This window comes from Bradyrhizobium sp. MV1.5, assembly GCF_055807615.1.
This window is the reverse complement of sequence record NZ_JBVVPL010000017.1, coordinates 76760-97090: the sequence shown is the minus strand read 5'-3', so window position 1 is coordinate 97090 and position 20331 is coordinate 76760. Positions and strand designations below refer to the sequence as shown.

Below are 20331 nucleotides of genomic sequence, written 5' to 3'. Positions count from 1 at the left end.
CATGCCTCCAGCCATTCCTCTCGCAACCTACCGGCTTCAGCTCACCGCGGATTTCGACTTCGACAAGGCCGCCGCGGTGGTGCCCTATCTGAAGGCGCTGGGAATCACGCATCTCTACACCTCGCCGGTAATGAAGGCCCGCAAGGGCTCGACCCACGGCTATGACACCGTCGACCACAGCCAGTTCAATCCGGAGCTCGGCGGCGAGGCCGGCTTCGCGCGGCTGAGCGAGGCACTGACGCGACATGACCTCGGCCTCATCATCGACTTCGTACCGAACCATGTCGGCGTGCACTTTGCCGACAATCCCTGGTGGCTGGACGTGCTGGAATGGGGCCAGGCCTCGCCGCACGCCGTCTCCTTCGATATCGACTGGGATCAACTGGCTTTCCGCGCCCGTGGCGGCGTGCTGCTGCCGATCCTCGGCGCGTCCTATGGCGAAGCGCTCGAGAGCGGCGATATCGAGCTGCGCTACGATCCCGACGAAGGTGGTTTCTCCGCCTGGTATTTCGAGCACCGCTTGCCCATCGCGCCGGAGCGCTATGGCGAGATGCTGCGGATGATCGTGAAGGAAGCCGACGCCGCCGAGACCGAGGCCGGCAAGCGCCTGCTGTCGCTTGCGGCGCGCTACACGGGACTGCGCCGCCCCAACCGCAAGGAAGCGCCCGGCTTCAAGGCGGAGCTCAAAGAGATCGCAGGCGGCGCCGATATCATCGCGCGCGGCCTTGGCGCCTATCGCGCCGCCAAGGACCGCGCCGCGCAGACGCTGGCGCTGCATCATCTGCTGGAGCGCCAGCACTACAAGCTCGGGCACTGGCGGCTTGCCTCGAGCGACATCAACTATCGCCGCTTCTTCGACGTCAACGGGCTCGCCGGCATGCGCGTCGAGGATCCCGGCACGTTCGCCGCCACGCACCGGCTGGTGAAGCAACTCATTGCCGACGGCAAACTGCAAGGCATCCGGCTCGATCATATCGACGGCCTGCGCGATCCCGCGCAATATTGCCAGCGGCTGCGCCGGCTGGTGCGCGACGCGCAGGGCACCACCAGGCCGTTCTATACGGTGATCGAGAAGATCCTGTGCGAGCACGAGCGCCTGCCGCATTTCGCCGGCGTCCAGGGCACCACCGGCTATGAGTGGATGAATGCCATCACCCACGTTCTGGTCGACCCCAAGGGACTGGAGGCGCTGGACGAGACCTGGCGGCAGATCAGCAACCGGCCGCCGCGGCTCGCGCCTTACGTCAAGGACGCCAAAAGGCGCGTGCTGGAGACACTACTGACCAGCGAATTCACAGTTCTGACGCGCCTGCTGGCGCGCATCGCCAACGGGCACTACTCGACCCGCGACTTTTCCGCCGACAGCCTGCGGCAGGCGCTCGAGCTCTACGTGCTTCATTTCCCGGTGTACCGCACCTATTTGACGACAGGCGCGCCGACCGCGAACGATCGCAAGCTGATCGACGACACCATCGAGGCCGCGCGCCGGGAATGGTTCGCCGCGGACGAAGGCATTTTCGACTTCCTGCGCGACGCGCTCACCATGGACTTGCTCAAGCCCGGCCGTCCCCCGCACAGCGCGCCGCGCGTGCGCCGCTTTGCGCTGAAGGTACAGCAATTCACCGGACCGATGATGGCGAAGTCGCTGGAGGACACCGCCTTCTATCAATTCCACCGGCTGCTCGCCCTGAACGAAGTCGGCGGCGATCCCGCGAGCAAGGGCCTCACCATTCCCGCTTTCCATGAGACCATGCAGGCCCGCGCCAGGGAATGGCCGCAAGGGATGACGGCGACCGCCACGCACGACACCAAACGTGGCGAGGACGCCCGCGCGCGGATCGCGGCCTTGAGTGAAATTCCCGGCGAATGGACCAGCGCCGTGGCGCGCTGGAAAGTCCTGAACGCGCCGCACCTCGCGCTCGACGGCAATCTGCGCGCTCCCTCGGCAACGTTCGAATACATGCTCTACCAGACGCTGCTCGGCGCCTGGTCCCTCCAGGAGCCGGCTGATGCCGGTTTCGTCGCGCGTATCCAGGCGTATGCGCTCAAGGCCGCCCGCGAGGGCAAGGAGGAGACCAGCTGGCTCAACCCGCACGAGGCCTACGAGAGCGGCGTCCATAGCTTCATCGCGAAGATCCTCGATCCCGCGCTGTCAGGCGAATTCCTGGAGGCGCTGAAAACCCTGGCTCGCCGCGTCGCGCTGCTCGGCGCGCTGAACGCGCTGAGCCAGCTCACGCTCAAGGCAACACTGCCGGGCGTGCCGGACTTCTATCAAGGCACCGAATTCTGGGACCTCTCGCTGGTCGATCCCGACAACCGCCGCCCGGTGGATTTTTCCGCGCGATACGCGATGCTGGGCGCGCTGGACAATCCGGATTGGAATCATCTGATCAAGAGCTGGCCGGACAGCCAGCTCAAGCTGGCTTGGACGCGGCACCTGCTCAAGCTGCGCAACGAGCTGCCCGACGTCTTCGCGCGAGGTGACTACCAGCCGCTTCAGGTGCGGGGCGCACATGCCGACCATGTCGTGGCGTTTGCCCGCCGCCACGGCCGCACTGCTGCGATCGTCGCGGTCGGGCGCCAGTTCGCACCTTCCACGCAGGCAGGACGCGAATGGCCAGCGTTCGATGGGTTCGACGCCACCATCGACGTCACGGGATACGACTTGCCGGGTTTCGCCGGCAACGATCTGCCGCTCGCGCAGGCGCTTCGCGGTTTTCCCGCTTCTGTCATCCCGGCGCGCCCAGCGGGTGCCGCGAAGCCGGGGCGACAGCGCACCCGCGCTTGAACGCTAGCTCTTCCCGTCTTTGCCCAACAGCAGCTGGCCGCGCTTGCGGATCGTGGCCTGCGCCATCTCGGCAAAGCGCTGCAATAGCCAGGGCAGCACCACCTGCACCTTGACATGGCCGTCGGCGACATCGACCTGCCCCGTCGCGATTTGCCCGAGTGCGCGGATGCGGAAATTCATGCTGTCGCCGTTCCAGCGCTCCTCCTCGACCTGCATCACGGGAATGCTGGCGGCAGCACGGCCGAGCCCGGTCTTGAGACGACGCACCGCCTCCTCGCGGCCGAGGCGGTGGGGAATAGAGACGACAAGCGGTGCTGACATGGCTCTGCCCGGTTAGTGATTGAACCTCACATAATCATGCCCCCCGACACCGCAAAGGTTCCATGCAAGTGGAGCGTGCAACCGGTGTTTCATTGGGGGAACTTTAAAACCTGCGGCAAGTTGCCCTCGCACCACGGGACAGGTTGCAAGAGACCCTTCCAACGAAGGGCTGGAGGAGATTTGGCATGTCTATCGGTACGATCATTCTGATCATTTTGGTCATCGCGCTGCTCGGCGGCTTCAGCGGCATCGGCGGCGGCCCGTTCTACGGCACCGGCTATTACGGCGGCGGCGGCCTCGGGCTCGTCATCGTCATCCTGCTAATCCTGCTGCTGCTGGGACGGATCTAGCCGGGTTCGGTAGGTGGGTTAGCCGCAAGGCGTAACCCACCTCTTTTCTTTCCGCGTCAACAGAAGTGGTGGGTTACGCTTCGCTAACCCACCCTACTCTTTTTCGCCGCGAGCTTCTTGATCGCCGCCTTGATCGACGCGGCTGCATCGTCGTAGCCATCCCACGCCTTCGATCGCGCCAGCAAGCCCGGCACCGTTCGTACCGTGTACCGCTTCGGATCAAGGTCGCTCTTCACCTGAGCCCACGTGACCGGCATCGACACAGTCGCACCATCGCGCGCGCGGGGGGACAGCGGGGCCACCGCCGTCGACATGCGATCGTTGCGCAAATAGTCCAGGAAGATCTTTCCCGTTCGCAGCTTCTTCGACATGTTGAGCAGATAGCGCTCGGGATCGTCGTCCGCCATCCACTGGCAAACGCCTTGCGCGAAGGCCTTCGCCTCTTTCCAGCTCACCTGATCGCGGGCGCCATGACGCAGCGGTACCACGACGTGCAGGCCCTTGCCGCCGGTGGTCTTGCAGAAGCTTTCCATGCCGATATCGGTCAGCCGCTGCCGCATCTCCTTGGCGGCCTCGACGACCTCGGCGAAGACGACGTCGGGCGCCGGATCGAGATCGAACACCAGCCGGCCCGGGGTATCGTAGGCGTAGGGCGCGCAATTCCAGGGATGCAGCTCGACGCCGCCAATCTGCGCCACGGCGGCGAGCCCTTCGATGCGGTCGATCTGCAAATAGGGCTTGCGGTCGCCGGAGACCCGCGCGAGCTCCAGAAGGTTCGAGATGCCCTGCATGGCGTGGCGCTGGAAGAAGCATTCGCCCTTGATACCGTCAGGGGCGCGGATCAGCGAGCATGGCCGGCCCTTGAGGTGCACGATCATCCATTCGCCGACGGCTTCGAGATAGCGCGCGAGATCCAGCTTGGTGACGGGATCGCCATTGCCGTCGTCCGGCCAGAGCTCCTTGTCCGGCTTGGAAATGACGACTCCCATCACTTCGGCACTGGCGGCTTGCGCCGTTCGTACGCCCGTCTTCGCTTGCGCGCGCGGCTTGGCGCGCCGCTTCGACGAGGGCTCGGCAAGCTCGGTATCGACCGGTGTCTCGGCCTCGACCTCCGCCGCCGGCTTGTCCTGCCGCAGACCCTTGAAGGCGGCCTGGCGGATATTGCCGTCGGCGGTGAAGCCGGCGAACTCGATCTCCGCCACAAGCTCCGGCTTCAGCCAGTGCACCTCGCGCGCCTTTTTCGGCGCGTTCTTGCCGCCGAAGGGGCTTTGCTTGGCCTCCATGGCCTTCAAGGACGGCATGATGCGCTTGACCTTGTCCGCGCCGAAGCCGGTGCCGACCATGCCGACGAAGGCGAGATGATCACCGCGGTGCACGCCGGCCATCAGCGAACGGAATTTGCCATTGGTGGTCTTATAGCCGCCGATCACGACCTCATGGCCGGCGCGGCATTTGGCCTTGGTCCAGCTTTCTGTCCGCCCCGAACGATAAGGCGCATCGAGCTTCTTCGACACCACGCCCTCGAGCTCGAGCTTGCAGGCCGATTGCAGCACCGCGTCGCCGCCGCTTTCGAAATGCTCGACATAGCGGATCTGGCTTGATTTTTTCTTGCGTGCCTCCAAGAGCTCCTTGAGACGGTCCTTGCGCTCCCCGAGCGGCAGCGGCCGCAAATCGAGGCCTTCGGCGAACAGGAGGTCGAAGGTGAAAAAGATGAGCTCGTCAGTCTTGCCGTCCGATAGCGCGGCCTGAAGCGACGAAAAGTTCGGTGCCCCGTTATGATCGAGCGCGACGATCTCGCCGTCGACCATCATATCCGGCAACGCGCCCGCTTCCTTCGCGATGCTTGCAAATTTTCCGGTCCAGTCGAGGCCTTTGCGCGTCTTCAACGTCGCCTTGCCGCCCTCGACCCGCAGCTGCACGCGGTAGCCGTCGAACTTGATTTCGTGGCACCAGCCATCGCCGCCCGGCGGGCGCTCGACCGAGGTGCAGAGCTGCGGCGCGACGAAATCCGGCATCTCCGCCTTCTTCGCGGTCGTCGCGGTCGTGGCTTTCCTCTTTGCCGTCTTGCCGGTCTTCAACGCCGCGCGGGGTGCCGGCTTGACCGTGCGCTCTTTCGCCTCGTCCGCCCGGTTGGACTGCCAGACCGCGTCGGCCTTGGCCTTGGTGCCCTTCGCCAGCATGAACGGTTTTGGTGCTCGCCCCTTGCCTTCGGCGATCTGATCCATCGCGCGGCCGGAGGCGACCGATTTGTCCTCCTCGAGAATGTCGTTGTCTGCGCCCTCGCGAACATATTCGTCGCGATGCTTGATCAAGAGCCAATTGGTCCGTTTGCCGCCCGTGCGGTCGTTGCGCATGCGCACCAGGACCCAGCTGCCGTGCAGCTTCTCGCCATGCAGGGTGAACTTCAGATCGCCCTTCTTGAAACCGCGTTCGGGATCTTCGGATTCCCAAGTGCCGCGATCCCAAAGCATGACCGTGCCGCCGCCGTACTGGCCTTCCGGAATCGTGCCCTCGAAGTCGCCATAGTCGAGCGGATGGTCCTCGACCTCGACGGCCAGCCGCTTGTCGTGCGGATCGAGCGAGGGTCCTTTCGTCACCGCCCAGGACTTGAAGACGCCGTCGAACTCGAGCCGCAGATCGTAGTGCAGCCGCGTGGCGTCATGTTTCTGGATCACGAAGCGCCGCTGCTTCGACGGCGCCACCGCGGTCTTGCCCGACGGCTCCGGCGTCTTCTCGAAATCACGTTTCTGTCGATACTTGGAGAGCTTTTGCAGCACGACTGGTCCCGGATTCTCTTTCGGCACGGAAGCCTATCACGGCCCGCATCCCACCCGGAACCAAAACCCCGCGGGACGGTTGGGGTTCCAAAATGACTCGCAGACGCTGGAGAACGGAATGGCACCGCGCGCCTATTGGAAGGGAACGTTGAAGCTCTCGCTGGTCAGTTGCCCCGTCGTGCTTTATCCGGCGACCACCGCGGCCGAGAAGACGCGGTTTCACATGATCAACCGCGAGACCGGCAACCGGTTGAAGCAGCAGATGATCGACGCCGAGACCGGCGACATCGTCGAGAGCGACCAGAAGGGACGCGGCTACGAGCTGCGCAAGGGCAAGTATGTCGAGATCGAGCCGGAGGAGCTCGAAGCGGTCCAGATCGAGAGCAACCACACCATCGACATCGAGAGCTTTGTGCCGAGCGACGAGATCGACCAGCGCTACCTCAACCATCCCTACTACATCGCGCCCGACGGCAAGGCCGCGGTCGATGCTTTTGCCGTGATCCGCGACGCCATGAAGGACCAGGATCGCGTCGCGCTGGCCAAGATCGTGCTCACCAATCGCGAGCACATCATCGCGATCGAGCCGCTGGGCAAGGGTCTGCTCGGCACCACGTTGCGCTTCCCCTACGAACTGCGCGACGAGGACCAGTTCTTCGACGACATCAAGAGCCCGAAGATCACCAAGGACATGGTTGAGCTCGCCGGCCATATCCTCCAGACCAAGGCCTCCCATTTCGACCCCAGCAAGTTCAAGGACGACTACGAGAACGCGCTGAAGGCCCTGGTGAAGCGCAAGGCCAGCGGCAAGACAATCGAACTGCCGGAGCTCCAGGAGAAGCCGAGCAATGTCGTCAGCCTGATGGATGCACTCAAGCAGAGCTTGAAGGGACGCGGCGGGAAGAAGACGGCGGCGAAGTCCCACGCGCGCCGGGCATCGGGGCGAACGCGCCCCGCGAAGAAGACGCACCGGTCGACCGCGAGGCAGAGGAAGGCGGGTTAGTTCTCCGCCGCGCACTTCACTTTCTCCCCTCATGGTGAGGAGGCACGAAGCGCCGCCTCGAACCATGAGCCCCCGCTGCGGCAGTCGGGCCTTCATCCTTCGAGACGCGCGTTCCGCGCTCCTCAGGATGAGGATCGAGAGCTAGTCCCCCGCCTTCAGCCGGTACCCGATCCCCGTCTCCGTCAGCACATATTGCGGCCGTTCCGGATCGGCTTCGATCTTCTGCCGGAGCTGGCGGACATAGACGCGCAGATATTGCGCGTCGGTCAACTCGTCCCAGAGCTCCCTCAGTAGAAAGCGGTGGGTGAGCACCTTGCCGGCGTGCTGCACCAGCACGCGCAGGAGGTCATATTCCTTCGGCGACAGTTTGATGTCGCGCTCGCCGACCTTGACGATCCGGCGCACCAGATCGACCGAGAGATCGCCGGCACGAAACACCGGGCGCTCGCCCTGGATCTGAAGCTGGTGCCGCAGCGCGGCGCGCAGGCGCGCCAGCAGCTCGTCCATGCCGAACGGCTTTGTCAGGTAATCGTCGGCCCCGAGATCGAGCGCCTGCACCTTGCCGGCCTCGTCGCCGCGGCTCGACAGCACCACGATCGGCACAGCTTCATTGCGAGCGCGGATGGTGCGCAGCAGCTCATGGCCCTGGATGTCGGGCAGGCCGAGATCGAGGATGATCAGCGCGGGATCCTCGCTGAGCTTCTCCAGCGCGGTCTTGCCGTTGGACGCCTCCAGGATCTCATAGCCTTGGGTCGAGAGCCCCATCCGCAGCAATTTGCGGATCGGCGGCTCGTCGTCGATGACCAGCACTTTGATCGCGGCGGCGCTCATGCGGCGGTATCCAATGCGTGGGTCCGGGCCGGAATGGGCAGGCGGATGGTCAGTACCGCGCCGCTCCGGTCGCTGCGATTCGCGGCCGAGATCGTGCCACGCATCGCCTCGACGAAGCCGCGGGAGATGGCGAGCCCGAGCCCGGTGCCGGGACGAACATGGTCACCCTTCTGCACGCGATAAAACTTGTCGAACACGCTCTCGAGCTCCTCGGACGGAATGCCGTCGCCCTCGTCCGCAATCTGGAGCACCACATGATCGCTGTCGCGCCGGCTGCGAATCGAGACCGTCGCGTGGGGGGGCGAATATTTAGCGGCGTTGTCGAGCAGGTTGAACAGCACCTGCTCGAACAGCACCGCATCGAGCTGGAGCATAGGAAGGTCTGCGGCCAACTCCAACTCCACCTTGTGGGCGGTGAGGATCTTGGCTGCACGGCGGAGCGCGCTGCCGACGATTTCTCCAAGATCGTGCAACGCAGCGTTGGGCACGATGGCGCCGGATTCGAGCTTGGTCATGTCGAGCAGATTGGCGATGAAGCGGTTGAGCCGTTCGGATTCGTCGATCACGGTGGCGAGCAGGTCGCGCTTCTCGGTGTCGGAGAGCGCGCTGGCGAGATCGCGCATGGTCGAGGCCGCACCCAGCACGGATGCGAGCGGCGTCTTCAGGTCGTGTGAAATCGAGGTCAGCAATGCGGATCGCAGCCGCTCGGATTCCACGGTGCGCTTGACGCGATCGACGTCCTCGACCAGCAGCACGCGCTCGATCGCCAGCGCGCCCTGGTCGACCAGCGCGTCGAGCAGGCGACGCTGGTCCGGAGTCAGCAGCGGACCGGTGCGGTCGTTGTCGATGCCGATGACGCCGATCGGGCCGCGCCCGGTGCGCATCGGCAGGAACAGCCGTTTTGCGCCCGGCAGCGTATCCGAGCCACGGCCTGCAGGGCGGTCATTGGTCCAGGCCCAGTTGGCGGCGGCAAGGTCGGCCTGATCGAGATCGTCCTCGGGGGGATAGCCCGACTTCACCGTCAACAGGCCGTCTTCCGGCAGCAAGAGCACGACGCGGACCTTGAGCATCAGCGCGGTCTGGTAAGCGGTCGCCCACAGCACGTCGTCGAGCGTGCCGGTCCCCGCAAGCTTGCGGCTGAACGCATACAGCTGCTCGGTGGTCCTGATGCGCCCGATCGCGGTGTCGGCCTGGGTGCGCACCCGCGCTGCGACATTCGAGACGATCATCGCAACCACCGTAAACAGGACGAAGGCGGCGACGTTGGTCGGATCGGTGATCGTGAAGGTGTAGATCGGCGGGATGAAGAAGAAATTGTAGGAGAGCGAGGCCGCGACGGTCGCGAGCAGCGACGGCCACAGTCCATACCGCACAGCGACCGCCACCACAGCCGTCAGCAGCACGAGGTCCACGTTCTCGATGCCGAATCTCGGCTGAATCAGCTCGGCGGCGCCGAGGCCGACCAGAACGATGCCGAGCGCCTTCAGATAGGGCAGCGGATTGAACGGTTCCGAGCGTGCAGCGGTCTGCACCGACGTCTTCGGCGCGGGCTCGCCGGACAACTCGTCGCCCGGAATGACGTGAATGCTGATATTGCCGGCGCGGCCCACCAGATCATGCACGACGGAGCCGCGCGTCATCTCGAACCAGCGCGAGCGCGTCGACTTGCCGATCACGATCTGGGTGACATTGTTGCCTTGCGCGAAGTTGATGACGTCGTCGGCGATGCGGCGGCCGACAGCCGGAATGGTCAGCGCCTCGCCGCCGAGCGCTTCGGCAAGCCGCAGCGTGTCGACGAGCTGGTCTCGCGCCTCGTCTGAGAGTTGGAGCGAGCGCCGCGTCTCGATCGAGATCGCAGTGAACGGCGCATGCAGCCGGTCGGCCAGGCGCTTGGTATAGCGCACGAGCCCGGCCGCTCGCGGATCTTCGCTGACGCAGACGAGGATGCGCTCGCCCGCTGCCCAGGGACCGGCGATCGCGTTCGCCTGCATGTGGGTGAGCAGCTGCTCGTCGACCCGTTCGGCGGTGCGCCGCAGGGCGAGTTCGCGCAGCGCGGTCAAGTTGCCCGGCGAGAAATAATGCTCCAGCGCCCGCTCGGCCTGCCTGGAGACATAGACCTTGCCCTCTTTCAGCCGCTGGATCAGGTCGTCGGGCGTGAGGTCGATCAGCTCGATGGCGTCTGCGCGGTCGAACACCGAATCCGGCACGGTCTCTCGCACCCGGACATGGGTGATCTGCGCGACGACGTCGTTCAGGCTCTCGATGTGCTGGATATTGACGGCGGTGTAGACGTCGATGCCGTGGGACAGCAGTTCTTCGACATCGAGATAGCGTTTTGGATGGCGGCTGCCGGCGGCATTGGTGTGGGCGAGCTCGTCGACCAGCGCGATTTTCGGCCGGCGCGCAATCACGGCGTCGAGGTCCATGTCCTCGACAATCTGGCCGCGGTAATCGAGCTTCTTGCGCGGGATCACTTCCAGCCCGCGCACCAGTGCCTCGGTCTCGGCGCGGCCATGGGTCTCGACGAAGCCGACCACGACGTCGATGCCGGCCTTGCGCTTGGCGTGGGCGCTTTGCAGCATCTCGTAGGTCTTGCCGACCCCGGGAGCGGCGCCGACGAAGATCTTCAGCTTGCCGCTCACGCCCTCCTCCCGGCGCGCGGCTTCCAGCAGCGCCTCGGGCGAAGGACGTTGTTCGGGATCGCGGCGCTCTCGGACCATCAAATCAATATAATCATCCGCGCGGACCTAGCCTAGACTACTTCGTGGCACGATCGAGTGCGAGATTCAGAGCCAGCACGTTGACCCGGGGCTCGCCGATCAGGCCAAGCAGGCGGCCCTGAATGTTGGAGGCCACCAGCTGCTTGACTTGATCCTCCGGCACGTTTCGCGCCTTCGCTATGCGCGGCACCTGGAATTGCGCCGCATCCGGCGAGATGTCCGGATCGAGGCCGCTGGCCGACGTCGTCACGAGGTCGACCGGCACGGCGGCATTCGGGTTCTCGCCCTTGAGCTTGTCCACATCTTCCTTCAGCCGGTCGGCCAGCGCCTTGCTGGTGGGACCGAGATTGGAGCCGCCCGAATTGGCCGCGTTGTAGGGTGCCGGCACCGTCTTGGTCGAATCGTTCGGGTCCGGCGCTACCGTCGCCGAGGGACGGCCGTGGAAATATTTGTCGTCCTTGAACTCCTGCCCGATCAGGGCGGAGCCGACCACCTTGCCGCCCTTCTCGATCAGGCTGCCCTGCGCCTGCGCCGGGAAGATCGCGCCGGCAATAGCGGTCATCGCCAGCGGATAGGCAAGTCCGGTGATGGCTGTGAGCATCAGCAGCAGGACGATGGCGGGACGGATTTCTCTGAGCATGTGTTTCTCCTATTTTTTTCGTCATTGCGAGGAGCGAAGCGACGAAGCAATCCAGTCTCTCAGCCGTGGCAAGAATTCCGGATTGCTTCGCTTCGCTCGCAATGACGGGGTTAAGCCAGGTGCAAGGCAACGACCACGAGGTCGATCGCCTTGATGCCGATGAAGGGAATGACGATGCCGCCGAGGCCGTAGATCAGCAGGTTGCGCCGGAGCAGTGCGCCGGCGCCGACCGCGCGATAGGCGACGCCCTTCAGCGCCAGCGGGATCAGCGCGATGATAACAAGCGCGTTGAAGATGATCGCGGACAGGATGGCGCTCCGCGGGCTCGACAGGTTCATGACGTTGAGCACATTGAGCTGGGGGTAGAACGCCAGGAACATCGCCGGGATGATCGCGAAATACTTCGCGACGTCGTTGGCGATCGAGAATGTGGTCAGCGCGCCGCGCGTCATCAGCAGCTGCTTGCCGATCTCGACCACCTCGATCAGCTTGGTCGGGTTGGAGTCGAGATCGACCATGTTGCCCGCCTCGCGGGCAGCCTGTGTGCCCGTGTTCATGGCGACACCGACGTCTGCCTGCGCCAGCGCTGGCGCGTCGTTGGTCCCGTCGCCGCACATGGCTACCAGCTTGCCCTTGGCCTGCTCGTCGCGGATCAGCTTGAGCTTGTCCTCGGGGGTTGCCTGCGCCAGGAAGTCGTCGACGCCGGCCTCCGCTGCGATCGCGGCGGCCGTCATCGGATTGTCGCCGGTAATCATGACGGTGCGGATGCCCATGCGCCGCAGCTCGGCAAAGCGCTCGCGGATGCCGCCCTTGACGATGTCCTTGAGCTGGATGACGCCGAGCAGCTTGCTGTCCCTAGCGACCGCCAGTGGCGTGCCGCCGGCCTTCGATATGTCGTCGGCAATGTTCTGAATCTCGCGGCCGATGTCCGAGAGCCCGGCGGGCTGAATGGAACGAGCCGTGTTGCCAGAGGCGACCACCAGCGGTGCACCGCCACCGACATAGTTGAGGATCGCATCGACCGCGCCCTTGCGAACCGACGAGCCGCCGGCATCGACGCCGCTCATGCGGGTCTGCGCCGTGAACGGGATGAAGGTGGCTCCCAACTCGGCCATGTCGCGGCCACGGATGCCGTATTTCTCCTTGGCCAGCACGACGATCGAACGGCCCTCCGGGGTCTCGTCGGCGAGCGAGGCGAGTTGGGCCGCGTCCGCGAGCTCCTGCTCAGTGACCCCGCGCACCGGGCGGAAGGAGGTCGCCTGGCGGTTGCCGAGCGTGATCGTTCCGGTCTTGTCGAGCAGCAGCGTGTCAACGTCACCGGCCGCCTCGACGGCGCGACCGGACATCGCCAGCACGTTGAACCGCACCAGACGGTCCATGCCGGCGATGCCGATCGCCGACAGCAGCGCGCCGATCGTGGTCGGGATCAACGTCACGAACAGCGCGACCAGCACGACCACCGAGATCGAGCCGCCGGCATAGGCCGCGTAGCTCGGGATGGTGACGGTGGCGAACACGAAGATGATGGTGAGGCCGGCCAGCAGAATGTTGAGCGCGATCTCGTTCGGGGTCTTGGCCCGCTCGGCGCCCTCGACCAGCTTGATCATGCGGTCGATGAAGGTCGAGCCCTGCGCTGCCGTGATCCGCACGCGAATCCAGTCGGACAGCACCTGGGTGCCCCCGGTCACCGCTGAGCGGTCACCGCCGGACTCACGGATCACGGGCGCGGACTCGCCGGTGATGGCGGCCTCGTTGACGGACGCGACGCCCTCGATCACCTCGCCATCGGAGGGAATGGTATCGCCGGCCTCGACCAGCACGATATCGCCGACCTTGAGGCTGGTGCCCGGCACGAGATTGAAGGCCAGGCCGGCGCCGGTCAGCAGCTTGGCCTGGCTCTCGGTGCGGGTCTTGCGCAGCGATTCCGCCTGCGCCTTGCCGCGGCCTTCGGCCACCGCTTCGGCAAGATTGGCAAACAGCACCGTGAACCAGAGCCAGACGATGATCTGGAAGGTGAAGCCGAGATTCCCGCCGCCCGTGAGGAGATCGCGCAGAAAGATCACAGTGGTGAGCGCGGCCACGACCTCGACCACAAACATCACGGGATTCTTGATCATCAAGCGCGGATCGAGCTTGGTGAAGGACGCGCGGATCGCAGGCACGACGATCTTGGGATCGAGCATCGCCGAGACGGACGCGCGTTTTTGCAGTTTCATGGTATCCATGGAGGTCACTCCAAACAATCAGAAGGCTGTCGATCAGAACACTTGCTGTTCAGAACACTTGCTATTCAGAACACTTGGCCGGCGTTCATCGCGAGATGCTCGACGATGGGGCCGAGGGCGAGGGCCGGGAAGAAGGTCAGGCCGCCGATGATCAGGATCACGCCGACGACCAGGCCGACAAACAGCCCGCCGGTGGTCGGGAGGGTGCCCGCGGACGGCGGGATCGATTTCTTGGCGGCCAGCGAACCCGCAATGGCCATCGCCGGGATGATCATGAAGAAGCGGCCGACGAACATCGCGCTTGCAAGCGTAAGGTTGTAGAAGAAGGTATTGCCCGTGAGGCCCGCGAAGGCCGAGCCGTTGTTGCCGGTCGCCGAGGTGAAGGCGTAGAGCACCTCGGTGAAGCCATGCGGCCCGGCATTCGCCATCGAGGCAACCGCCGCCGGATAGACCACACCGACCGCCGTCCAGCCGAGGATCATCAGCGGCAGCACCAGGATGGCCAGCATTGCCATCTTGACCTCGCGCGCTTCGATCTTCTTGCCGACATATTCCGGCGTGCGACCGACCATCAGGCCCGCCACGAAGATCGCGAGGATGACGAACAGCAGCATGCCGTACATGCCGGCGCCGACGCCGCCGACAATGATTTCGCCGAGCTCGATGTTGATCAGCGGAATCATGCCGCCGAGCGCGGTGAAGCTGTCATGCATGGCGTTGACGGCGCCGCAGGAGGCGGCCGTCGTGATCACGGCGAACAGGGAGGACGCGACGATGCCGAAGCGAACCTCCTTGCCTTCCATGTTGCCGCCGGTCAGGCCGAGCGCATGCAGGGTCGAAGTACCGTTGGCCTCCGCCCAATAGGTGATGGCGACACCAGCGAGGAACAGCACGCCCATCACGGACAGGATTGCCCAGCCCTGGCGCTGGTTGCCGACCATACGACCGAACACGTTTGTGAGCGCGGCGCCAAGCGTGAAGATCGACAGCATCTGCACGAAGTTCGACAGCGCAGTCGGGTTCTCGAAGGGGTGCGCGGCGTTAGCATTGAAGAAGCCGCCGCCATTGGTGCCGAGCATCTTGATCGCGACCTGCGAGGCGACCGGGCCGACCGCGATGGTCTGCTTGGCACCCTCGAGCGTGGTGGCCTCGACATAGTCACCGAGCGTCTGTGGCATGCCCTGCGATACCAGGAACAGCGTGTAGACGATACAGATGGGCAGCAGCACGTAGAGCGTACAGCGCGTGACGTCGACCCAGAAATTTCCGACCGTGCGCATCGAGGCGCGCGAGAAGCCGCGGATCAGCGCCACCGCGAGCGCGATGCCGGTCGCCGCCGACAGGAAGTTCTGGTGCGTCAGGCCGAGCATCTGCACGAGATAGGAGATCGTGCTCTCACCGCCGTAGTTCTGCCAGTTGGTGTTGGTGATGAAGGAGATCGCGGTGTTAAAGGACAAATCCGCGGCGACCGCCGACTGCCCGGCCGGATTGAACGGCAGTACATCCTGCAGCCGCATCACGCCGTAGATGATGAGGAAGCCACCGACATGGAACAGCAGCATGGCGACCGTATAAGTGAGCCAATGCTGCTCGCGCTTCTCGTCGACGCCGGAGAACCAATAGATGCCGGCCTCGATCGGACGTAGCACCGGCGACAGGAAGGTTCGCTCGCCGTTGAACACGCGCGTCATGTACCAGCCGAGCGGCTTTGTCAGCGCAACGATGATGACGCAGTATAGGATGATCTGGAGCCAACCGATCATGGTCATGGATTTAACCCTTTAGGACTTGTGTCCTGCGCAGGAGCGGCAGGAGCAGTGCAAGCAGGCAGGCGACGAGCGCGGCGTCCGCCAGCAGGAGTTTGAGAAGCAGGAGCACGGTCAGAATCGCTCGGGCCGCAGCAGCGCGTAAGTGAGGTAGAACAGGAGGCCGAGCGAAACGGCACCGGCGAGCGAATAATCGAAGATCATGGTCCGTTCCCTCAGAGCCGTTCGCAGGCGTAGGTGTAACCGATCGCAAGGGCGAAGAAGCCGAAGCCCAGCGCCAGCATCAGAATGTCCATCATGGGATTGCTCCTCGTTGCGCCCTTGATTTCGGCGCAACCGTTTCTCGGGAGACCCGGTCGGCGCGCGAAAGGAAATGCCGATGCATTTCCACGGCGCCTACCGGGACTTTTGACCGGGCTGAAGTGCCACCGCGGGCATAGGTTTTCGAGACGAGGGTTGTGGCGAAGTTATAGGAATCTCATAAAAGGCCGGCGGCGGCCCGGTGCCCACACTTATGAAATCCCTATATCTCCCGCCCCGTCCCCATCTCGTTTTCAAATGCCGTTTTGGCCATCCTGGAGAGGCCGGCCGACTGACCGACGCCAATTCCAGGAGGCCTGACATGACCGCCGCACGCCGACACCACGAACCGCCGTCACTCAATGACCGCTTGCGCAACACTCAGGCGATGACCCGACCGTTGATGCTGGACATCATCGCGCACGCCTGCCGCCGCTTCCCTACGCTCGGCCAGAACAACCGCACCACGCGCATCACGCGCCTGATCGATGTCGAGGCATGGACCGATGCGGCGCTGGCGCTGATAGAGCTGGAGCTGCCGCTATGGCAAGTCCGGCGCATCGCCTATGACGAGGGCGAATGGCACTGCGCGCTGTCGCGCGAGCGCGAATTGCCGGACTGGCTCGACGCCGCTGTCGAGGCGCGCCACGCCGATCTTGCGCTCGCGCTGCTGTCGGCCTTCATCGAGGTCGAGACATTGGCCCTTGCCGTTTCGCGTCCGAGCGTTCCCACTGTTCGTCCCGCGCCTGACTCGCTCTATGAGCCGGTCGGCTGCGAGAACTGCGGCTAGTGGAGCGCGGTCCTGACGCTCGTCATTACGCTCGTGGCGCGAGGGCTCGGAGCGTAGCCCTCAGGCCCGTCGATCGCGAATTGATCATGGCTGCCTAGGAGGCGAGCAACCGGCTCCGCAGCGCGGTCACGATGCCCGGTTGAGGCCGCGTATCCCCTCGGAGAGGGCGTGGCCAAAAAAACGCGGCCGATCTGGCGCAATTTCACGGAACCGTGTAGATCGGTTTCATGAGCATCAGCAACGTCAACGTGGTCGCCCATCCCCTGGTCCAGCACAAGCTCTCCCTGATGCGGGAGAAGGACCGCTCGACCAAGAGCTTTCGCGAGATCCTGAACGAGATCGGGATGCTGCTCGGCTACGAGGTGACGCGCGACCTGCCGCTGGAGCTGGTCGAGATCGAGACGCCGATTGCGCCGATGCGGGCGCCCAAGATCGCCGGCAAGAAGCTCACGCTGGCGCCGATCCTGCGCGCCGGCGTCGGCTTCCTCGACGGCATGCTGGCGCTGATGCCCTCGGCGCGCATTGCCCATATCGGGCTCTACCGCGATCCTGATACGTTGCAGGCCGTGGAATATTACTTCAAGGCGCCGCAGGACCTGTCGGACCGCACCGTGATCCTGATGGACCCGATGCTGGCGACCGGCAACTCGGCCTGCGCCGGCGCCTCGCTGCTGAAGGCGCGCGGCGCCCGCGATATTCGCTTCGTCTGCCTTCTAGCCGCGCCTGAAGGCATCGCACAGTTCCAGAGCGAGCATCCGGACGTGCCGGTCTGGACCGCCGCGATCGACGAGCGGCTGAACGACCACGGCTACATCGTGCCGGGCCTGGGCGACGCCGGCGACCGGATGTTCGGCACCAAGTAGACAGGTTCGCGCGATCGGGTTAGTCCGGTTGCCATGAGCGCCAATGAATTTTCGCTGCAATCGCTGATCCGGACCGAGGCCGCCGCCGATCCGGCCTTCGTGTTCGACGGCACGCCGGTCTCGCGCGCGGAATTCTCGGAAAAGATCGAGCAGACCGCCGCCTGGCTTGCCGCGCGCGGTATCGGCAAGGGCGACGTCGTCGCGGTCTGGCTGGTCAACCGGATCGAATGGATCGCGCTGCTGTTCGCCGCCGCCCGGCTTGGGGCAATCGTCGCCGCCGTCAATACGCGCTACCGCAGCGCGGAGGTCGCGCATCTCCTGAAGCTGTCCGGCGCCAGGCTGATGGTGATTGAAGCCGCGTTCCGCTCGATCGACTTTGCCGCTATTCTCGCCGACGTCGCCAAGAACGAGGTGCCTGCGCTGCGAGAGCTCGCGGTGGTCGGCGCGGATGAGATTCCCGCCCAATGGCCATGTGTGCGCTTCTACGCCCTCGACAAACCCTATCCGCCGGCTTCGCCGGTGGAGGAGGACGTCGATCTGCCTTTGTTGCTCTACACGACCTCGGGCACCACCAAGGGACCGAAGCTTGTCGCGCATTCGCAGCGAACGCTGGCGAGCCATGCCGTCTCCGTTGCCAAGGCGCTAAAACTCTCGCCGCAGCGCCATTCGCTGCTGGCCATGCTGCCGTTCTGCGGCACCTTTGGCATGACGAGCCTGCTCGGCTTCGTCGCAGCGGGCGCGACTGTCCATGCGCTCGACGGCTTCGAGGCCGCGCCGGCGCTGAAGATTCTCGGCGAGTACGGGATCACGCACGCCTTTGGCTCGGATGAAATGTTCCGCCGCATCCTCGCCCTCACCGACGCGCCGCATCCGTTTCCGCTCCTCGAAATCTGCGGCTTTGCCGCGTTCCAGCCCGGCTGGCGCGAGCTCGCCGCGGAGGCCGAGACGCGCGGCATGCCGTTGCACGGCCTCTACGGTTCGAGCGAGGTGCAGGCGCTGTTCTCGGTCGCACGCTCGAGTGACGCCTTCACCGATCGCATCGAGGGCGGCGGCTGGCCGATGTCGCCGGAGGCCAAGGTCCGTGTGCGCGACACCGAGACCGGCGAACTCGCCGCTCGCGGCGTCTCCGGCGAGATCGAGATCCATGCGCCGTCACGCTTCCTCGGCTACTACAACAATCCCGACGCGACGCGCGACGCCATCACCGCGGACGGCTTCTTCCGCACCGGCGATATCGGCCGGCTGCGCGGCGACGGCTCCTTCGTCTACGAGACCCGCGCGGGCGACGCCATGCGGCTCGGCGGCTTCCTGGTTGCGCCCGGCGAGATCGAGGACGAACTGAAATCGTGCGCTGGTGTGGCCGACGCCCAGGTCGTCGCGGTCGATCTGAAGGGAAACGCCCGCTGCGTTGCCTTCGTGATCCCCGCCCAGGAATCCCCCCACGAGCCGCCGCGGCAGGAAACATTGATCACGCGCCTGCGCGAGCGGCTCGCCGGCTACAAGGTCCCGGCGCGGATCTATGTCGTGGAAGCCTTCCCCGTCACCGACAGCGCCAACGGGGTCAAGATCCAGCGCGCCCGGCTTCGGGCCATGGCGATGGACCGGATCGCTGCGGAATAGGCACGGGCACTGGGATAGCGCGCGAATTCGTCTCGGCCAAATGATGGCGCTCGAGCCTAGTATGACTTGGCCAGCCCAAGCACCTTTTCCGCAATGAAGCTGAGCGCAAGCTGCGGGCTGACCGGCGCGATGCGCGGGATCAGAACTTCGCGCAAGTAACGCTCGACGTGGAACTCCTTGGCATAGCCGAAGCCGCCATGGGTCATCACCGCCTGCTCGCAGGCATGATATCCGGCCTCACCCGCAATGTATTTCGCGGCATTGGCGGCGCCGCCGCAAGGCATGCCCCTGTCGTATTGCCAGGCCGCCGACATCACCATCAACCAGGCCGCCTCGAGCTCAACCCAGTTTACGGCCAGCGGATGCTGAATGCCCTGGTTCTTGCCGATGGGCCGGTTGAACACCACGCGCGTCTTGGCGTATTCGGTCGCGCGCGACAACGCGAGCTTGCCCAGGCCGACGGCTTCCGCGGCGATCAGGATGCGCTCCGGGTTCATGCCTTCGAGGATATACTGGAAGCCTTTGCCTTCTTCGCCGATCCGGTCTTCCATGGGGATCTCGAAATCCTCGAAGAACAGCTCGTTGGAATCTACGACTTTGCGGCCCATCTTCTCGATCTCGTGGACCTTGATCCTGTTGCGATCGAAGTCCGTATAGAACAGGCTCAACCCATGCGTCGGCGAGCGCACCTCCTCCAGCGGCGTGGTGCGCGCCAGCAGCAGGATCTTGTGCGCGACCTGCGCGGTCGAGATCCACACCTTCTGGCCGTTGACGATGTAGCGGTCGTTCTTGGCCACCGCACGGGTCTTGAGCTGGGTGGTGTTGAGGCCGGTGTTGGGCTCGGTAACGGCAAAGCACGCCTTCTCGCGGCCCTCGACCATCGGCGGCAGCATGCGCTTGCGCTGTTCCTCGGTGCCGAACACGACCACGGGATTGAGACCGAACACGTTGATGTGCACCGCGGAGGCGCCCGACATGCCGGCGCCGGATTCGGCGATGGCGCGCATCATGATCGCGGCCTCGGTGATGCCGAGGCCGGAGCCGCCATATTCCTCCGGCACGCAGATGCCGAGCCAGCCGGCGTCCGCCATGGCCTTGTGAAAGTCGTGCGGGAAGCCGCCGTCGTGGTCCTTCTTCAGCCAATAGGCGTCGGGAAAATCTTCGCAAACCTTTGCGACGGCGTCGCGAATGGCTTCCTGCTGAGCGGTGAGCGCGAAATCCATATTCTTGATCTCCTTCTTGGGAGAAGCGACCGCGCAATCTCCCCCTCGTCGCGTTCCCACTCGAAGGCGGCGGCAGATTGGCGCGCCCGAACGTGCCTTCGCTTGCGTTCTTTA

The 20331-nt window shown here is 64.7% G+C and carries 15 protein-coding genes; 6 read left to right on the top strand and 9 right to left on the bottom strand.

What is annotated here, in order from left to right; translation table 11 throughout:
• Position 1: 1 nt before the first annotated feature.
• Positions 2–2788, top strand: coding sequence for a malto-oligosyltrehalose synthase (gene treY / locus AC0L2J_RS18105; protein ID WP_473392670.1), 2787 nt, complete (start codon positions 2–4; stop codon positions 2786–2788).
• A gap of 3 nt (positions 2789–2791) precedes the next feature.
• Here treY and AC0L2J_RS18100 read toward each other — a convergent pair whose 3' ends face one another.
• Positions 2792–3109, bottom strand: a complete 318-nt coding sequence (locus AC0L2J_RS18100) for a polyhydroxyalkanoic acid system family protein (RefSeq protein ID WP_473392666.1) — start codon at positions 3107–3109, stop codon at positions 2792–2794.
• 185 nt (positions 3110–3294) lie between these two features.
• On the opposite strand from AC0L2J_RS18100, the gene AC0L2J_RS18095 reads away from it, so the two are divergent.
• Positions 3295–3459: a DUF3309 family protein gene (locus AC0L2J_RS18095; protein ID WP_007595743.1), complete on the top strand. Its 165-nt coding sequence runs from the start codon at positions 3295–3297 to the stop codon at positions 3457–3459.
• Positions 3460–3542: 83 nt separating this feature from the next.
• On the opposite strand, the gene ligD is transcribed toward AC0L2J_RS18095, so the two are convergent.
• Positions 3543–6236 (bottom strand): DNA ligase D, encoded by a 2694-nt coding sequence (ligD, locus tag AC0L2J_RS18090; protein ID WP_473392729.1) that lies wholly within the window; start codon positions 6234–6236, stop codon positions 3543–3545.
• A 118-nt stretch (positions 6237–6354) separates the two neighbouring features.
• On the opposite strand from ligD, the gene ku reads away from it, so the two are divergent.
• The gene (ku, locus tag AC0L2J_RS18085) at positions 6355–7239 is read left to right on the top strand and encodes a non-homologous end joining protein Ku (protein ID WP_473392662.1); all 885 of its coding nucleotides are present in this window, start codon (positions 6355–6357) and stop codon (positions 7237–7239) included.
• A gap of 141 nt (positions 7240–7380) precedes the next feature.
• On the opposite strand, the gene AC0L2J_RS18080 is transcribed toward ku, so the two are convergent.
• The 6 genes from AC0L2J_RS18080 to AC0L2J_RS18055 form a co-directional block, all read right to left on the bottom strand.
• Positions 7381–8070, bottom strand: a complete 690-nt coding sequence (locus AC0L2J_RS18080; protein WP_473392659.1) for a response regulator — start codon at positions 8068–8070, stop codon at positions 7381–7383.
• A complete protein-coding gene (locus tag AC0L2J_RS18075; protein WP_473392654.1) occupies positions 8067–10790 on the bottom strand; it encodes a DUF4118 domain-containing protein in 2724 nt (907 codons plus the stop codon). The genes AC0L2J_RS18080 and AC0L2J_RS18075 overlap by 4 nt, the downstream gene beginning before the upstream one ends.
• A 37-nt stretch (positions 10791–10827) precedes the next feature.
• On the bottom strand, positions 10828–11430 hold the full coding sequence (locus AC0L2J_RS18070; RefSeq protein ID WP_473392651.1) for a K(+)-transporting ATPase subunit C: 603 nt from the start codon (positions 11428–11430) through the stop codon (positions 10828–10830).
• Between the two features lie 110 nt (positions 11431–11540).
• Entirely contained in the window at positions 11541–13655 is a 2115-nt protein-coding gene (kdpB, locus tag AC0L2J_RS18065; RefSeq protein WP_473392648.1) for a potassium-transporting ATPase subunit KdpB, read from the bottom strand.
• A 65-nt stretch (positions 13656–13720) separates the two neighbouring features.
• A complete protein-coding gene (gene kdpA, locus AC0L2J_RS18060) occupies positions 13721–15424 on the bottom strand; it encodes a potassium-transporting ATPase subunit KdpA (RefSeq protein WP_473392644.1) in 1704 nt (567 codons plus the stop codon).
• A gap of 111 nt (positions 15425–15535) precedes the next feature.
• A complete protein-coding gene (locus tag AC0L2J_RS18055) occupies positions 15536–15625 on the bottom strand; it encodes a K(+)-transporting ATPase subunit F (protein WP_018454042.1) in 90 nt (29 codons plus the stop codon).
• Positions 15626–16043: 418 nt separating this feature from the next.
• Between AC0L2J_RS18055 and AC0L2J_RS18050 the strand changes: the two genes are divergently transcribed.
• The 3 genes from AC0L2J_RS18050 (at position 16044) to AC0L2J_RS18040 (ending at position 18994) form a co-directional block, all read left to right on the top strand.
• Positions 16044–16511 (top strand): hypothetical protein, encoded by a 468-nt coding sequence (locus tag AC0L2J_RS18050; RefSeq protein WP_063995101.1) that lies wholly within the window; start codon positions 16044–16046, stop codon positions 16509–16511.
• A gap of 227 nt (positions 16512–16738) precedes the next feature.
• A complete protein-coding gene (gene upp, locus AC0L2J_RS18045; protein ID WP_018454040.1) occupies positions 16739–17374 on the top strand; it encodes a uracil phosphoribosyltransferase in 636 nt (211 codons plus the stop codon).
• 33 nt (positions 17375–17407) lie between these two features.
• Positions 17408–18994 carry an AMP-binding protein gene (locus AC0L2J_RS18040; protein WP_473392638.1) on the top strand — a complete coding sequence of 529 codons (1587 nt, stop codon included), beginning with the start codon at positions 17408–17410 and terminating at the stop codon, positions 18992–18994.
• A 56-nt stretch (positions 18995–19050) separates the two neighbouring features.
• On the opposite strand, the gene AC0L2J_RS18035 is transcribed toward AC0L2J_RS18040, so the two are convergent.
• A complete protein-coding gene (locus tag AC0L2J_RS18035; protein ID WP_063995098.1) occupies positions 19051–20217 on the bottom strand; it encodes an acyl-CoA dehydrogenase family protein in 1167 nt (388 codons plus the stop codon).
• Between the last annotated feature and the right edge of the window lie 114 nt (positions 20218–20331).

Bases quoted from the DNA above. Each gene is read 5' to 3' on its own strand.
- treY (WP_473392670.1), top strand. From the start codon at position 2: ATGCCTCCAGCCATTCCTCTCGCAACCTACCGGCTTCAGCTCACCGCG.
- AC0L2J_RS18100 (WP_473392666.1), bottom strand. From the start codon at position 3,109: ATGTCAGCACCGCTTGTCGTCTCTATTCCCCACCGCCTCGGCCGCGAG.
- AC0L2J_RS18095 (WP_007595743.1), top strand. From the start codon at position 3,295: ATGTCTATCGGTACGATCATTCTGATCATTTTGGTCATCGCGCTGCTC.
- ku (WP_473392662.1), top strand. From the start codon at position 6,355: ATGGCACCGCGCGCCTATTGGAAGGGAACGTTGAAGCTCTCGCTGGTC.
- AC0L2J_RS18080 (WP_473392659.1), bottom strand. From the start codon at position 8,070: ATGAGCGCCGCCGCGATCAAAGTGCTGGTCATCGACGACGAGCCGCCG.
- AC0L2J_RS18075 (WP_473392654.1), bottom strand. From the start codon at position 10,790: ATGGTCCGAGAGCGCCGCGATCCCGAACAACGTCCTTCGCCCGAGGCG.
- AC0L2J_RS18070 (WP_473392651.1), bottom strand. From the start codon at position 11,430: ATGCTCAGAGAAATCCGTCCCGCCATCGTCCTGCTGCTGATGCTCACA.
- kdpB (WP_473392648.1), bottom strand. From the start codon at position 13,655: ATGGATACCATGAAACTGCAAAAACGCGCGTCCGTCTCGGCGATGCTC.
- kdpA (WP_473392644.1), bottom strand. From the start codon at position 15,424: ATGACCATGATCGGTTGGCTCCAGATCATCCTATACTGCGTCATCATC.
- AC0L2J_RS18055 (WP_018454042.1), bottom strand. From the start codon at position 15,625: ATGATCTTCGATTATTCGCTCGCCGGTGCCGTTTCGCTCGGCCTCCTG.
- AC0L2J_RS18050 (WP_063995101.1), top strand. From the start codon at position 16,044: ATGACCGCCGCACGCCGACACCACGAACCGCCGTCACTCAATGACCGC.
- upp (WP_018454040.1), top strand. From the start codon at position 16,739: ATGAGCATCAGCAACGTCAACGTGGTCGCCCATCCCCTGGTCCAGCAC.
- AC0L2J_RS18040 (WP_473392638.1), top strand. From the start codon at position 17,408: ATGAGCGCCAATGAATTTTCGCTGCAATCGCTGATCCGGACCGAGGCC.
- AC0L2J_RS18035 (WP_063995098.1), bottom strand. From the start codon at position 20,217: ATGGATTTCGCGCTCACCGCTCAGCAGGAAGCCATTCGCGACGCCGTC.